15 protein-coding genes are annotated in these 14,630 nt (G+C 60.5%); 6 read left to right on the forward strand and 9 right to left on the reverse strand.

Features of this window, described 5'->3' with window-relative positions; all coding sequences use genetic code 11:
- Nucleotides 1–14: 14 nt before the first annotated feature.
- The 9 genes from ACPQ6D_RS10915 to ACPQ6D_RS10955 all read right to left on the reverse strand — a co-directional run bounded on the left by ACPQ6D_RS10915 (nt 15) and on the right by ACPQ6D_RS10955 (nt 6,604).
- Nucleotides 15–299, reverse strand: a complete 285-nt coding sequence (locus ACPQ6D_RS10915) for a putative quinol monooxygenase (protein ID WP_423224355.1) — start codon at nt 297–299, stop codon at nt 15–17.
- Nucleotides 300–337: 38 nt separating this feature from the next.
- Nucleotides 338–982 (reverse strand): hypothetical protein, encoded by a 645-nt coding sequence (locus tag ACPQ6D_RS10920; protein ID WP_423224356.1) that lies wholly within the window; start codon nt 980–982, stop codon nt 338–340.
- A 136-nt stretch (nt 983–1,118) separates the two neighbouring features.
- Nucleotides 1,119–1,403, reverse strand: coding sequence for an antibiotic biosynthesis monooxygenase (locus ACPQ6D_RS10925; protein WP_423224357.1), 285 nt, complete (start codon nt 1,401–1,403; stop codon nt 1,119–1,121).
- Nucleotides 1,404–1,470: 67 nt separating this feature from the next.
- Nucleotides 1,471–1,857 (reverse strand): nuclear transport factor 2 family protein, encoded by a 387-nt coding sequence (locus tag ACPQ6D_RS10930; protein WP_423224358.1) that lies wholly within the window; start codon nt 1,855–1,857, stop codon nt 1,471–1,473.
- Between the two features lie 10 nt (nt 1,858–1,867).
- The gene (locus ACPQ6D_RS10935; protein ID WP_423224359.1) at nt 1,868–2,284 is read right to left on the reverse strand and encodes an ester cyclase; all 417 of its coding nucleotides are present in this window, start codon (nt 2,282–2,284) and stop codon (nt 1,868–1,870) included.
- Between the two features lie 179 nt (nt 2,285–2,463).
- Nucleotides 2,464–2,865, reverse strand: a complete 402-nt coding sequence (locus ACPQ6D_RS10940) for a hypothetical protein (RefSeq protein ID WP_423224360.1) — start codon at nt 2,863–2,865, stop codon at nt 2,464–2,466.
- Nucleotides 2,866–2,881: 16 nt separating this feature from the next.
- A complete protein-coding gene (locus ACPQ6D_RS10945) occupies nt 2,882–3,283 on the reverse strand; it encodes a hypothetical protein (protein ID WP_423224361.1) in 402 nt (133 codons plus the stop codon).
- A gap of 340 nt (nt 3,284–3,623) precedes the next feature.
- Entirely contained in the window at nt 3,624–4,970 is a 1,347-nt protein-coding gene (locus ACPQ6D_RS10950; RefSeq protein ID WP_423224362.1) for a PIG-L family deacetylase, read from the reverse strand.
- Between the two features lie 26 nt (nt 4,971–4,996).
- Nucleotides 4,997–6,604, reverse strand: a complete 1,608-nt coding sequence (locus ACPQ6D_RS10955; protein ID WP_423224363.1) for a SagB/ThcOx family dehydrogenase — start codon at nt 6,602–6,604, stop codon at nt 4,997–4,999.
- Nucleotides 6,605–7,433: 829 nt separating this feature from the next.
- Between ACPQ6D_RS10955 and ACPQ6D_RS10960 the strand changes: the two genes are divergently transcribed.
- The 6 genes from ACPQ6D_RS10960 to ppdK all read left to right on the forward strand — a co-directional run bounded on the left by ACPQ6D_RS10960 (nt 7,434) and on the right by ppdK (nt 14,556).
- The gene (locus tag ACPQ6D_RS10960; protein ID WP_423224364.1) at nt 7,434–7,700 is read left to right on the forward strand and encodes a 4Fe-4S dicluster domain-containing protein; all 267 of its coding nucleotides are present in this window, start codon (nt 7,434–7,436) and stop codon (nt 7,698–7,700) included.
- Nucleotides 7,701–7,801: 101 nt separating this feature from the next.
- Nucleotides 7,802–8,509, forward strand: a complete 708-nt coding sequence (locus tag ACPQ6D_RS10965) for a PIG-L deacetylase family protein (RefSeq protein ID WP_423224365.1) — start codon at nt 7,802–7,804, stop codon at nt 8,507–8,509.
- Between the two features lie 73 nt (nt 8,510–8,582).
- Nucleotides 8,583–10,007 carry an aspartate ammonia-lyase gene (locus tag ACPQ6D_RS10970; protein ID WP_423224366.1) on the forward strand — a complete coding sequence of 475 codons (1,425 nt, stop codon included), beginning with the start codon at nt 8,583–8,585 and terminating at the stop codon, nt 10,005–10,007.
- Between the two features lie 174 nt (nt 10,008–10,181).
- Nucleotides 10,182–11,087 (forward strand): phosphatase PAP2 family protein, encoded by a 906-nt coding sequence (locus tag ACPQ6D_RS10975; RefSeq protein WP_423224367.1) that lies wholly within the window; start codon nt 10,182–10,184, stop codon nt 11,085–11,087.
- Complete coding sequence (locus tag ACPQ6D_RS10980) at nt 11,084–11,713, forward strand: DUF624 domain-containing protein (protein WP_423224368.1); 630 nt, start codon at nt 11,084–11,086, stop codon at nt 11,711–11,713. The genes ACPQ6D_RS10975 and ACPQ6D_RS10980 overlap by 4 nt, the downstream gene beginning before the upstream one ends.
- 143 nt (nt 11,714–11,856) lie before the next feature.
- The gene (gene ppdK / locus ACPQ6D_RS10985; protein ID WP_423224369.1) at nt 11,857–14,556 is read left to right on the forward strand and encodes a pyruvate, phosphate dikinase; all 2,700 of its coding nucleotides are present in this window, start codon (nt 11,857–11,859) and stop codon (nt 14,554–14,556) included.
- Nucleotides 14,557–14,630: the final 74 nt, after the last annotated feature.

The following is a 14,630-nucleotide window of genomic DNA, read 5'->3' on the forward strand; positions in this document are numbered from 1 at the left end:
CGACTGCAAGCGATTCACGGCGCCACGTCAACGATCTCGCCGTCGTGCCATTCCGGGTCTGCGAGCATTAGGGCCCGGAATTCCTGGAAACGCTGATGCTGCTCTGGGCTGTTGGCATTGGTCCAGTAGGCCTCTTTGCTCTCGAAGACTGCTACCAGGAAAACCTCTCCGGGGTCGGCGTCCATCTGGTAAATGTAGCGCGCGAGCTGACCAGGCGCAGTGGCGATACGCCGATTGAGGGCTGTCAGTTCCTCCAGCCTGGATGGGTCAATCTTGACCCGTGCGATAGTGCCGTACATGACATCTCCATTATTTGAGGGTAACAAGTCTTTGTTGCTCAGCCGCCCTGCGTGCCCAAACCGACTTGGCTCAGTCTCGGCTCAGGGGCCACGCCGCGGCGCAGCAGCACCCCCAGCCACAGGTACCAGGCTGGGTTGATGATGAAACCGGTGACGGCCGCGGGCAGCAGCACCAGGGGACTGGAGGGCGTCAAGACGATCAGCCGGCCCAGGTAGACGATGATCAACAGCGCGCCCAGCGTCAAGGTCAGCGTGGTGAAGCCGCGGCCAAAGCGCGGACTGCCGCGCATGAGCAGACCAGCCAGCAGCACAGCCAGGCCAGCCACGCCAAAGGTCAGCATGCCCCGCGGGTCAATGGGATTGGGCAGATTGGCCAGGGCGCCGCTCAGCTCACCGGGCGCGTGGATGGCATTGGCCAGGTCGTAACCGCCGTGTATCGCGGCGCCGAGCGCGCTGACCGCACCCAGGATCAGGCCTAACGTCGCGGATGGCGCATCCACCGGCGCCAGGTGCTGAAAGAGGCCCACGAGCGCTGCCAGCGAAAGCAGGCCGCCCAGGAGCAGGCAGAGCGCGCTCAGCAGACCGTTTTGAAGGACGACAAACGAAATCGAATAGAGCAGGCCAACGATCGCGGCCGAGATGGCCGCCAGGCTGGCGTAACGATCAAAGGGTGTTGTTTTCATCAGATGCCCCGTGCTGAGTCAATGGAGCGGCGACCGCCAGCTTATTTCTTTTCCAGGGTGTTGGGCGAGAAGCCGGCAGGACTGCCCGCCGCACTTCTCGCCCAACACACCATGGACGCACAGCCGCTCGCTGGCGTCAGGCTGCGCCTTGGTCCACTTCTTCCAGGAAGTAGAAATCGGGCATGGTGACGACGCCGGCCTGCTGCATAATCTCGCGCAGGGCGGGCATTTGGGTGAACTGGCGTGCGTTTTCCACGCTGTCCCACTTGAAAACGATGACCACTTCGTTCGGGTTGTCGGCGCCGCGCATGAGCTGGCAACCTAGCGACCCATGCGCCCGGCGCACATCGGCATCCCCGTCGAAAAACGGTTTCCACCGGGCAAAGTCCTCGACCGTGTGATGAACGATCACGTACGACATACTGAACCTCCACTGCGATTGTCACTGAGTACCGTGTCAGGCTGCCTTTCAGCCTGATGACTTGATCCTAAGCCTGGAAGAAGGCGTCGAGCGCGTCTTGATCGCCGGCAAAGCCCCAGCCCTCGGCGATCTTGCCATCGTCGCTCATGCGCAGCAGATGACCGCCGCCCATGTCAACGGTCATGCCCTTGCGTTCGCCGTGCAGACGAAACGTCGCCACGATGAAATGGCCGTTGACCATCACATGAGTCAGGGCGAAATCCCAGCGATCGAGCGGCGCCATGCGGCTGGGCATCAGCTGCGTGAATTCCTCGAAGCCGTGATAGTCGCCTGAAACCGGGTTGTGTCCCGGCACGTGCCAGACAATGTCCTGCAGGATAGCGGCCCGCTCAGCCGCGTCGCCGCCGTACAGCGACCGCGCGGCGGCGATGAAGCGTCGGTCTTGATCGGTCATTACGGGCCTCCTACCCCAAAGCGGGAATGACGCCGATTTGCTGCATCAGCCCCAGTTGATCGAACTGCGCTGAGAGCCGGGCAATTTTGTCGCCGGCAAAGGTCATCATGGCGATAGCCCCTACTTCGATGGGCTTGCCGGTGGCCGGAATCCCCATGAAGTTTTCGGTATGATGGCCGCGCAACGTGAACCGCACCGCAACCTTGTCGTCTTCGGCGAACACCTCGTCAATCGTGTGATACAGGTCCGGGAAGCCCTGGTAGAAAACCACGGCGAATCCAGAGTGGCCGTCAACATCCATGCGCGGATAGCCGGCAATTTGGGCTGCGTAATCTGGCGTGACAAGCGTAGGATCGAGAGGGCCTTTGCGCTTGTCCTGCTCCATAAAAAACTGCTGTGCGACGTCCTTGTGATCGCGAGTTGACATGCTGGTGATCTCCTATTCTTTGACATAGTTGGCGGCGCAGATTTCGTCTGCTACGTCGAGTTTGCCCTGGCTGAAGATCTCCTCGTAGAAGCGACGAGAAATCGCCTTGTGAACTTCGATTGACATAATCATAGCGCCCTTTTGTTAGACAAATTGTTAGCTGAGACAGCATTTTGCGTTTAGAAGTCTACCAGGCGCGCCGTCCCTTTGAGTTTCAAGGTTTCGTAGGTTTGCGCCTGGCCGCGGTAGAGACGCGTGCCGCCGAGCGGCGTGCGTTTGGTGGCCAGAACCGCCACGGTTTCCACCGGAAATTCCGTGGCATCCTCCGGCAGGTTGACAATGGGGACGAAGAGGTTCAGGGTCTTCGTGCGCACGTCGGGAAAGACCTCTACCAGCACCGACACCAGGGCGCCCGCCGGGGTCTCGGTCACGGTAATGCTGGCGTCCGTAAAGACACGGGATGCACCGCCGCTCTCAAAGGTCAAGCGTGGAACGCCGCCGATGCCGGCCGGGGTGTAGCTAATGCTGTTTTTGCGATCCTGCAGATCGAACAAGTTAGGTTGTGTGCCTACAAGCGCCATCGTTATCTCCTTGTGTCTAGAAATCAACCAGCTGCGCCGCGCCTGTCAGCACAAGCGCCTGGTAGGTTTTGAGTTGACCCTGCACCAGCGCCGGGCCGCCAAAGCTGGTGCGAGCGGCCGTCAGCAGGCCAACGGTTTCCACCGCGGCCTCAGTTGCGCCGTTGCGTAGATTCACCGCGGGGATGAACAGGCTGAACGTGGTCGTTTCCAGGTCGGGAATGAAATCCAGGTCAACGGTCACCAGCGCGCCGATCTCCGTGGCAAGCGTGCGCACATCGGCGCCGCGAAAGACAATGTCCTGTTCGCCGCGGCGATAGTTGAGCTGCGCCGTGCCGCCAAAACCGAGCGGTGTGTACGTGACCGAGGTGTCTGCGTTGGAAAGCGTATAAAGATTCGCCTGGGCGATGTCAAGTGCCATCGAAAATCGTCCTTTCTGTGCTTTCTGGTGTAACGACCGGGGCGTCGTGCATGAGCAGACTATCGCGCCGCGCGCTGTTCATTCGACAGCCCGAAAATTGTTCATTTTGTGTTGAAACCGGGCGCCGCGCCCACACGCCCACCCTTGTGTGGTGTGGGATTCCTGAATAAGTGCAACGCGGCCGCTTCGCCGATGTAACCTGGGCGCAAGACAAAGCAACAGCGGTGTTCAGGCAGCCCCTGAACACCGCTGTTGCTTTGTTTGTGTGATCCTCAGCGTCTGTCCGCAGAAGATCGGCGGCATGGCTAGAAGATCGGCCGGCGTCGCGAGACGCTCAGGCTCAACTGTGCGCCTGCCACAGGCGGATGTTTTCCTGGATCTGCGCCTGGTGGATGAGATCATGCCCGGCGATGGCGCCGATCAGGGCGGCCACCGATTCTGGCCCACGCTCGCTGTGCTGACCCCAGCGCGCGCGCTGCTCCAGGTTAAGCCCTTGCAGCAACGCGACGTTGACCTGCTTGAGCGCCGCCAACGCGGCGAGCAGTTGCTCGGTCGGCTGATCGGCCTCGGGCAGCTCACGAACCCAGGCGTCCTGGTCAAAACCGGCGATCGGCGCGTGCGGGTTGGCAACGATGGCCCGGTAACGGTAGCCATAGACGATTTCCGTCTGCACCAGGTGCGCCAGCACCTCGTTGATGGACCATTCCGCCGGCGCAGGACGCCAGCGCAGCGCCGCCTCGTCAAGCCCAGCCAGGATGGCGCGCAAGCGCGTGACAGCCTGACGCTGCGACTCGAACGGATCAGCCTGCCCCAGGAGCGCAATTTCCTCGCGCAGCATGGGCGCGCAATGCGCCAGGTTGACCTCGCCGTAGCTGGTCATCAGGCGCTCGGTCGTGGGCGCCTTGTCCGCGCCCTGACCATCGGCCGGCGTGCCAACCGCCGGGGTGATTGGCTGATCATTGTCGTCGCGCACCAGGATCATGCGCCGGAAAGCTTCGGCCAGGGCCACGCCGCCCTTCTCGCCCGCTTCTTTGGCCCATGAGGTCACCATGTCGGTGGGGTCCCAGTCTTCCATCTGGCTTTTGTGCTGCCGCAAGGCCGCAATTTTATGCGCTAGGGTCGCGCCAATGTCCACCAGGGTGTCTGTCACGCTGCTGTCCGTAATCCAGACCTCGCGCACACGATGCGCTTCATAGCCCTCGGCTGTCAGATCAGGGAATGCCAGGGGCATGGAAACAGCGGGGAAGACTGCCTCCAGGGTAGCAACCGCCGCGGCGCGGTGATCGGGGTGGTTGATGTAGAAGTTGCCATAGAAAAAGGCGGTTGGGTCGCCGCACACAACCACATCTGGTCGGTATTGGCGCATCACGCGCACCAGGTCCTTGCGCAGCGCCAGGGTCGGCTGCAGGGCGCCGTCATCGTAACGCAGGAACACTACCTGGTTGACGCCGCATTCGCGCGCGGCCGCGCGCTGCTCATCCTCACGGATGGCTGCCAGGCGCTCTTTGGTCATGCCTTCGACGTGACTGCCGGAGTTGCCGCTGGTAATCAAGACGTAGATCACCTCAGCGCCGGCCAGGCTCCACGCGGCGGCCGTGCCGCCGATGCTAAAATCGGGATCATCCGGGTGTGCGTAGACGATCATGGCCCGTTTGGGAATGGGCGGGTGTGTGTCAATCTGATTCATCGGTCCTCTTTTCGCTCTGGTTGATTTCAGGCTGGCACGCCAATTGCCAGCTCGTAGATGATGGCGGTTGTGTCAGACAAATTGAAGAAGCGCACCGTTTCCAGGTCATAGAAAGCGCCGATGCCGGTGCAGCCAACGCCCAGCGCGTGCGCGGCCAGATACGCGACCTCTGCACGCAGGCCGGCCTCCAGGTGCAGCTGCCGGTACATGCGATCACCGCACTGTTGAACCAGGTCGTTCAAGTTGGCTGCAAAGAAGATCACAGCGCCGGCCTGGCCGCAAAAAGCCTGATCAAGCGAAAGGTGCATGGCCCACTCAGACAGGTTGCCTGCGCGCACCAGGGCCAGGCCGGGGCCGACAGGGTCATAACGATAAGCGCCTTCCGGCACCCCTTCGACTCGGTTGACGATCACATAGAATTCAAGCGCGCCCTGGGCGCAGTCGCTCAAGTGCGCCAGCTGCAGTGCCTGCAAAATGGCGCTGAAGGTTTCTTTGGGTACGGGCGCTAGTTTGAACTGATGCGACGAACGGCGCCCCAGAAGCGATTGGCATAGGGAGACAGGCGCGGTTGGTCTCACCAGCGGCAAAGGCGTCATCGGCGGCAGTTCACTGGCTGGGGTTTCAGACACAGACGGGGCGACGCAGCCGCGCAGGGTCTGCACCTCCACTCGCGTGTGCAATTCGGCGGCGTTGGCGGCGGGCAGAAGGGCATCTACCGCGGCGCTCTGCGCGATCGGCAGCGATGATTCCAGCATGAGCGGCGCCGGTGGATCAAGCACGCCCCGCAGTGGGAGATGGTTGGGCGCGCCGTGGACGGCCACCAGAACCTGGACTCTCTCCTGGGGTGAAGACAGCCCGACCAGGCGATTGACCAGCTCGTCCACAAAATAGTACACCACCGTCGCGGTGTGACCAAGGGCTGCGGCTACCAACGCGACGTTACCCGCTAAATGACCACAGTCTTGCAAGCAGTAGCGGTAGGCGCGTGCTCCGTATTTCCACGCCGTGCGCCACCAGACGCTGGAGATGGCAAAAACGGCGTCAGCTTCGGCGACGGCCGGCCAATCGGCAGCCGCGTCGGCCAACCAGGCCAGCCAATCGGCCGGCCGCAGGAGTTCGAGCGCATGCTCACCGGGCGCGTAGTGATAGATGCCATTGCGGGCGCCGGTTGCACCCCGCACGGCGACATAGAGTTCCGCCGGGTAGAGAGCGCCGGCCGACGGCGCCGCGCGCAAGGTCAACGTGGCGCCGGGCAGGGTCTGCTGTGCGGTGGGGCCATAGGCATAGTAGCACAGGCGCGAAAGGGTCTCCACATTCCAGGCCGCAGGCGGCTGCGTATCAGCGGGCCTGGGCCACCAGTGCTGCAACACGTCCAGGGTATCAGGAAAAGTACAATCAATTTGCTCGGTCAACGGGAGACGGGCGGTGGATGGGTAGACCTTGTAGATAGAGGGTTGGCGGCTCCAATCCACGTCAGCGCTCGAGCTTTGCATGCGGCTGGCCGTTTGCGCAGTCTCCGCGTGAAAACGCAGGGTCAGACGCTGGCGGCTGCCGGAGCGCGCACGCTCAACGTTGTCCTGCGCTGCGGTCGAAGGTGGTTTGCGCCGTCGGCGAAAGAACCAGTCTTGCCACATAGAATCCTCCATCCAGAGTGCTGACTGACGCGCCAAGGGGCGTTTGTCGCTGAGGATTGCAGGGCGCCGGGTTGCGTCCCGTGCCCGTACGACATGCCATCAGCGCAGCGGCAAACTGCCATTTTGATTGTAGCACACATGCACTCGCACATGCCAAACAACACTCGGCATATCAGCGCCTGGATAGACAGTGGGTTTTCATCGGCTTTGATGATGAGGCGGGGATAGATGAGCGGAGCACGCACGCGCCGACGGTGGGTCAGTGTGCGCTAGCGCGCCGCACGTTCGCAGCGTGGACAAAGACCGCGTGGAGACATGAACGCTTCGTCCACCACCCAATCGCAACCACGACAGGTGGTCAAGCGGCGCTGATGTCGGCCACGGTCTGGGATGGGGCGGATGTAAATTCGCTCGCGGTCTTGGTCGTCGTTGGCGGTGAGTTCCTGAAATTCACTCCAGTTGAGCGTTATCATCGTTCTCTCTGCACCTTCCTTGCCTGAATCCAGCGTCCGCATTCATGATGCAACTTGCATTCATGAAGGGAGAGTATAGGTTTCTCCGCCTCTTGCTTCCGCAATCTTGCTGCCAATTGTTTGTGCTGCACGCGCCGGCTGCCTAAGACCCCCGCGGCGTTTACAAGGTTGTTGTTGCCAAGGAACGAAGGGTTGCGATTCGTGACGTACTTGCGGCGATTTGTACAATTGACATCCTATCGGAAGTCAGGTAAAATGACATCAGCTTCGTTTGCTAAGACACGGTGCGTGTAAGGCAAGCCACGACAAATCCCTAAATTGCTGTATTCTCTACGTCCAAGAAGGAGAATCAATTCATGACCCATGTGATTTTTGACCTCTGTATACGCGACGGCGCCTGTGCAGAAGTCTGCCCGGTGGAGTGCATCGTTCCCGGCCAGCCCGAGGACGAGTGGCCCTGGTACTACATTGACCCTGACACCTGCATTGACTGCGGCGCTTGTGTGCCAGAGTGCCCTGTTGATGCCATTCGCCCAGAAGAGGACCTGGAACCGCAGTATTTTGCCTCGACGGAGATCAACGCCAGGTTCTTCAGCGATGGGCCTGGCTATAACGCTAAGTGACGCTCATCCTTTGAGATGAGGCCGAAAATCAGATCGGGAACCTCTGCCTGTCCGCAGGGGTTCTTTTTTGGTGAACCGCAGGGGTTCTCTTGGGGTGAATCATGAGCGAGCATTTACCGCAGCGCGCCTTGGTGATCATGGCGCACCCTGACGATCCAGAATTTTTTTGCGGCGGCACGGTTGCGCTTTGGGCGCGCGCCGGCTGCGCGGTGACCTACGTGGTCATCACGCGCGGCGACAAAGGCAGTGATGCGCCTGACATGACGCCTGAACGCCTGACCGACCTGCGCATGGGCGAACAACGCGCAGCCGCGGCGCTGTTGGGCGTCGAAGAAGTCGTATTCCTCGGTTACCACGACGGTGAGCTGTATCCCGACATGCGCCTGCGTGAGGACCTGGTGCGGCAGATTCGCCTGCATCGCCCCGACACGGTCATCCTGCCTGACCCCACCACTTACTTTGTGGGTGATTCTCGCATCAATCACCCTGACCACCGCGCAGCCGGTGAAGCGGCCCTTGCGGCTGTCTTCCCCATCGCACGGGGGCGGCTCAATTTTCCGCAGCATGAAGCCGATGGCCTGGCGCCGCACAGCGTCCATCATGTTTTCGTGGCTGGGCCTCACGACAGTAATTACCAAGTGGACATCAGCGAGGTGTTCGACTTGAAGATAGCTGCCATTTTGGCGCACAAGAGTCAGATTGCTGATCCGGCAGCGTTGGAGGCGCGTCTTCGTGAGCGGGCGCGCACCGTGACGCCAGACGGTGTTGAGATTTATGCCGAGTCATTTCGCTGGATGAAGCTCACGTAGATCGTTTCTCTACTCGCTTCTCCATGCACTCGTGGTTATGCTCACTTTTCATTCTCAATGAGGAGGACAAGCAATGTCTGATGTTGCGTATCGAATCGAAAAAGACTCACTAGGTGAGATGAAGGTCCCGGCGCAGGCGCTGTATGGCGCGCAAACCCAGCGCGCTGTGCTCAACTTCCCCATCAGCGGCATGCGGCCCTATCCCGCGTTTGTCTGGTCTATGGTCGCGATCAAACGATCGGCCGCGATCGTCAATCGGGAACTCGGCCTGCTGGATGCGGAGCGCGCTGGCGTTATCATTCAGGCAGCCGACGAGGCGCTGGCAGGCAGCCTGAACGAGCATTTCGTGGTAGATCCCTTCCAGGCCGGCGCTGGCACTTCGCACAACATGAACATCAATGAGGTGCTCGCCAATCGCGCCAACCAATTGCTCGGTTTCGAACTGACGGACCCCAAGAAGCCGGTCAACCCGAACGATCATGTCAACATGGCGCAGTCCACCAATGACACGATTCCCACCTCGATTCGCTTGGGCGCGCTGTGGCGTCTACCGGAGTTGGTCAAGGCGTTGGACGGCCTGGCCGCGGCGCTGCGCCAGAAGTCGGCCGAGTTCGATGACATCGTCAAGTCTGGCCGCACGCATTTGCAGGACGCGGTGCCGGTGCGCATGGGTCAGGAATTTGGCGCGTACGCGCGCGCGGTAGAGCGCGGCCGTGAGAAGATCGTACACGCGGCCGAGTCCCTGCGGCGCCTCGGTATTGGCGGCACTGCCACCGGCACCGGACTTAACGCCCATCCTGAATACCACGCACGCATGGTCGCTGCGCTCAGTGATCTGTTGGGCCAGCCCCTCTATACCTCGGATGACCTGTTCGAGTCCATGCAAAGCATGGGGGACAATGTCTTCTTCAGCGGCGCGCTGCGCACCGTGGCCCAGGACTTGATTCGCATCGCCAATGATTTCCGGCTGCTCTCATCCGGCCCAACCACCGGGCTAGACGAGATTCGCCTGCCCGCGGTGCAGCCAGGTTCGAGCATCATGCCCGGTAAGGTGAACCCGGTCCTGGCCGAGATGCTCGACATGTCTATGTTCCATGTGCTCGGCTGCGATTTGACGATCACCCTGGCGGCGCAGGCCGGCCAATTGGAACTGAACGTGATGATGCCGATCATCGCGCACAATCTCTTCGAGATGATGCACGTGATGATCGGCGCCGTCAACGCTTTTGCCAGCAAGTGCGTCGTGGGCATCACTGCCAACCGCGAGAAGGCCGTGGGCTGGTTGGCGAAGAACGCAATCCTGGTCACCGCGCTCAACCCCGTGATCGGTTACTTGAACGGCGCCGCAGTGGCCAAGGAATCGTTGGCCACCAATCGGCCGATCAAGGACGTGGTGGTTGAGAAGGGGCTGTTGACCGCGGAGCAGGCTGACGAGCTGTTGGACGCGCGCAAGATGACTGAAGGCGGCATCCAGGGCACGGGCGGCGGCGGTGGTTGATCGCAGCGCCCCGTTGTCGGACGCCTGAACATTCGACGCGCGGCGGTATCCTGAGGCTGGCTGCTGAACCAGCCCAGGATATCGCTGCGTGAACTGGTGAATGATGCTTGTTCGCTGTTCCCCGTGGAGCGCAGGCCCAATACCGCTCAGACAAGCCGTGGCCGAGGAGGAGAAATGACCGACTGGCTTATAAGCCTGAATGACTGGGGAATGCAATTACTGTTGGCGCTGCAGCAGATGCGCACCCCTTTCCTAAACGACTTCTTTCGTTTCGTCACCAATTTGCACGGCGACAATTTCTACCTTTTTATCTTTCCACTCCTCTATTGGTGTCTCGACAAGCGCTGGGGCGCCCGCCTGGCCTATCTCTTTTTCTTTGGCTATGATTTCAGCAACGGCTTTCTCAAAGATCTCTTCCACACCCCGCGGCCGTCCGATCCACGATTGGAAGTCCTCGTCACCGAGAACAGCTTGGCTTTTCCTAGCGGTCATTCACAGGGAAGCATCATCTTTTGGGGCTACCTGGCGTACGTAGTGCGTCGCACCTGGTTTTGGTTGGCCGCCGGCCTTCTGATCTTGCTCATCTCCTTCTCGCGCCTCTACCTCGGCATCCATTATCCGCAAGACGTAGTAGGCGGCCTGCTGATCGGCCTGCTCGTGCTCGCCTTGTTCATCTGGCTGGAGCCAAAGGTCAGTCGGATCGTGGCGCGCTGGCCCTGGTTGCAGCAGATGGCGGTTGGCGCGCTGTTGCCTGTGCTGATTTTCTTCCTGGCGCGTTCGGACACCAGCGCGCGATCCCTCGGCCTCCTGTGCGGGGCGGGCATTGCCTTGCCTTTGGAGGCGCAGACCATCGGGTTCAGCGTGCGCGGGTCAATCTGGCAGCGCCTTGCGCGCTTTGTGGTCGGTTTTGTCGTGGTGTTGATCTTCTACCTCGGCTTGAGCGCCCTATTGCCGCGTACCGACATCATGCGCTTTGTCCGCTACGCTATCGTCGGCATCGCCATGATCTGGCTGGCGCCATGGATGATTGTACGCCTGGGGCTGGCCTCCAGCGAAAGAGAATCTAGGAGCATCTCATGATACGCCCATTGCGCATCGTTTGGTCAGGCATCATAGCATCCTACGAGGAGATGCTTCTGTTGGCGCTGCTCAGCCTGCTTGTTTGCGCCTGCTGGCTGATCATCATCCCTGGACCGCCGGCCACGGCTGCGCTTTACTGCGTTGCCAACCGAATTGCCAGCGAGCGCAGGGTCAACTTCGACGTGTTCAAGGAGGGATTTCGCCGCTATTTCGTGCGCAGTTGGATCATCAGCGGAATTAGTCTCGGCATGCTGGCAATCATCATCAGCAGTCTTTTCTTCTACACTGGCTTGCCAGCGCAGTTTCCGCAATGGATGCAAGCCCTTTCCGTGGTCATGCTCTATATCCTCATCGCCTGGTTAGCCATGCAGATTTATCTCTTTCCTGTGCTCATCGAGCAGAATCTGCGTGTGTGGATGGTCTTTCGTAACGCGCTTTACCTGGCCTTTGCCAGCCCGGTTTATACCGGCGTCCTACTTGCGGCGTTGGCGGTGATTGTGCTCTTGTGCGGATTGACCACCATCCTGTTTTTTTTGATCGCGCCTAGCTTAGTCGCGGTCATCAGCAGCGTGGCGCTGCAGGATCGCCTGGCGTACTTCCGGGGCAAGGCTGACGCCGCTTCCTGATCGCGACGTAACGCGGCGCGGCGGCGCCACCAGAAGACACAGCCGTTTTCTTGCCAATTGATTCCACCGGTCGTATAATCGTTTTTCAACGACTGGAATATACAGATAATGATCTGCACGCTTTTACAAGGAGTAAGAAAACCATGAGTAAGAAATGGGTCTACCTGTTCAGTGAGGTGGACGAGGCCGAGAAGTATGTCGGCGGCAAATGGGATGCTGTGCGCGCCCTCCTGGGCGGAAAGGGCTCTGGCCTGGCCGATATGAATCGCGGCAAGCTGCCCGTCCCACCCGGTTTCACCGTGACAACCGAAGCCTGCAACGCCTATCTTGCGGCCGGCGAGCAGTTCCCCGCAGATATGTGGGAGCAAGAGATTGCGGCCATGCATGCCACCGAGATCGCAACCGGCAAACGTTTCGGTGATCCTGCGAATCCGCTGTTGGTTTCATGCCGCTCTGGCGCCAAATTCTCCATGCCCGGTATGATGGATACCGTGCTCAACATCGGCCTCAACGACGCCACGGTCGCTGGCATGATTGCGCTGACCGGAAACGAGAAGTTCGTCTACGACTCCTATCGCCGCCTGGTGCAGATGTTTGGTTCCGTCGTGCTCAACGTCTCGAAAGAAGACTTCGAGAAGGTGCTGGAAGCATACCGCCATCAGCGGGGCGTCGCCAGCGATTCTGACCTCGCCGTTGAAGATCTGAAGGCCATCACCGCCAAGTTCAAGGAGATTGTCAAGGAGAAGACTGGCAGCGAGTTTCCTGATGATCCCTATGCGCAGCTCAGCCTGGCGACTGAGGCCGTTTTCAAGTCGTGGAACGGCAAGCGCGCCTTCGATTACCGCAACGCTTCCAAGATTCCTCACGACCTGGGAACCGCAGTCAACATCGTCACCATGGTCTTTGGCAACATGGGCCAAGACAGCGGCACTGGTGTGTTGACCACCCGCAACGTGTCTGACGGCACCCCAGAAATTGAAGGCGATTTTCTCATCAATGCCCAGGGCGAGGACGTGGTCTCTGGCACCCGGCAGACCCTGCACATGTCTGACATGAAGACGCTGATGCCGGTGATGTACGACGAGCTGACCGCGATTTGTCGTCAGTTGGAGAAGTACTACCGTGAGACGCAGGACATCGAATTCACGGTCGAGCGCGGCAAGCTGTGGATCTTGCAGACACGCAACGCGAAGCGCACGGCTCAGGCTGCCATTCGCATCGCCGTGGACATGGTTGATGAGGGACTGATCTCCAAGTCCGAGGCCGTCATGCGCGTCATGCCCGAACACGTAGATTTCTACCTGCATCCGCAGTTCGATACGGCCGCCAAGAAGGCAGCCACCGGCCGCGGCGAGCTCATTGCGATCGGCTTGAACGTGTCGCCTGGTGCAGCCGTCGGCCAGATCACCTTCGATGCTGACACCGCCGAGCGTTGGGCAAAGGAAGAGAAGAAGGCCGTCATCATGGTGCGCCCGGAGACGACCCCGAACGACGTGCATGGCATGTTAGCGGCTAAGGGCATCCTGACCAGCCGCGGCGGCCGCACCAGCCACGCCGCCCTGGTCGCTCGCCAATTCGGCATCCCCGCCGTGGTCGGTGTGGCCGCGATGGACGTAAACATGGAAGAGCGTGTCTTTAGGGTCAAGGACACGGTCTATCGTGAAGGCGATTGGGCTTCCCTCGATGGCACCACGGGCGAGATTTTCGCCGGCAAGATTGCCACCAAAGAGCCTGACATCGAGGACCCCTATCTGATCAAGCTGCTTAGTTGGGCCGATGAGTTCCGCACGCTGGGCGTGTGGGCCAACGCCGACTACCCACGCGACGCACAGCGCGCCCGCCGCTTCGGCGCTGAGGGCATCGGTTTGACCCGCACCGAGCACATGTTCTTCGAGACCAATCGCTTGCCCACCGTACAGAAGATGATTCTGGCGAAGAGCGAAACCGAGCGCGACGAGGCCCTGGCTAAGCTGCTCCCCTTCCAGCGCGAGGACTTCGATGGCCTCTTCCGCGCCATGGACGGCCTGCCCGTCACCATTCGCTTGATTGACCCGCCCATGCACGAGTTCCTGCCCTCGCAGGAAGATCTGTTGGTTGAGGTCACCGAACTGCGCTTCACCAAGCCTGGCTCGCCGGAGCTGGCTGAGAAGGAGTCGCTGCTGTCGGCCGTGCAGTCCATGCACGAAGCCAACCCCATGCTGGGTCTGCGCGGCGTGCGCCTGGGCATTCACTTCCCCAGCCTGACCCGCATGCAGGTGCGCGCCATCTTCGAGGCGGCTTGTGATTGTGCGAAGGACGGCGTGGACGTACACCCCAAGATCATGATTCCGCTGACCGCGCATATCAATGAGCTGAAGGTGCAGCAGTCGGCGCTGGAGGCCGAAGCCAAGGCCGTGATGGCGGAGAAGGGGATGGAGATTGATTACCAGTTCGGCACCATGATCGAAATCCCGCGCGCGGCGCTGACCGCGGGCGAGATCGCGGAGATGGCGCAGTTCTTCTCCTTCGGCACCAACGACCTCACGCAGATGACCTTTGGCATCTCGCGCGACGACGCTGAGAAGGGCTTCCTGCTGGAGTACATTGACAAGAAGATTCTGCCAGAGAATCCCTTCGCTACGATTGACGAGAACGGCGTGGGCGCGCTGATGGGTATGGCTGTTAAGGCCGGCCGCGCAACTCGCCCCACTCTCGATGTGGGTATCTGCGGCGAACACGGCGGCGATCCGCAGAGCATTGATCTCTGTCACCGCCTGGGTCTGAACTACGTGTCCTGCTCACCGTTCCGTGTGCCGATTGCCCGCCTGGCGGCGGCGCATGCGGCCCTGAAGCACGGCAAGTAGTCAAGGTTCGCTTGAAGCAAAAGACCCTTCAGGTCCCGTGACCTGAAGGGTCTTTTATATGATTGGAGAGAGAA

The sequence above is a fragment of the Candidatus Amarolinea aalborgensis genome (genome assembly GCF_900491745.1).
In the GTDB taxonomy this organism is placed as follows: domain Bacteria; phylum Chloroflexota; class Anaerolineae; order SSC4; family Amarolineaceae; genus Amarolinea; species Amarolinea aalborgensis.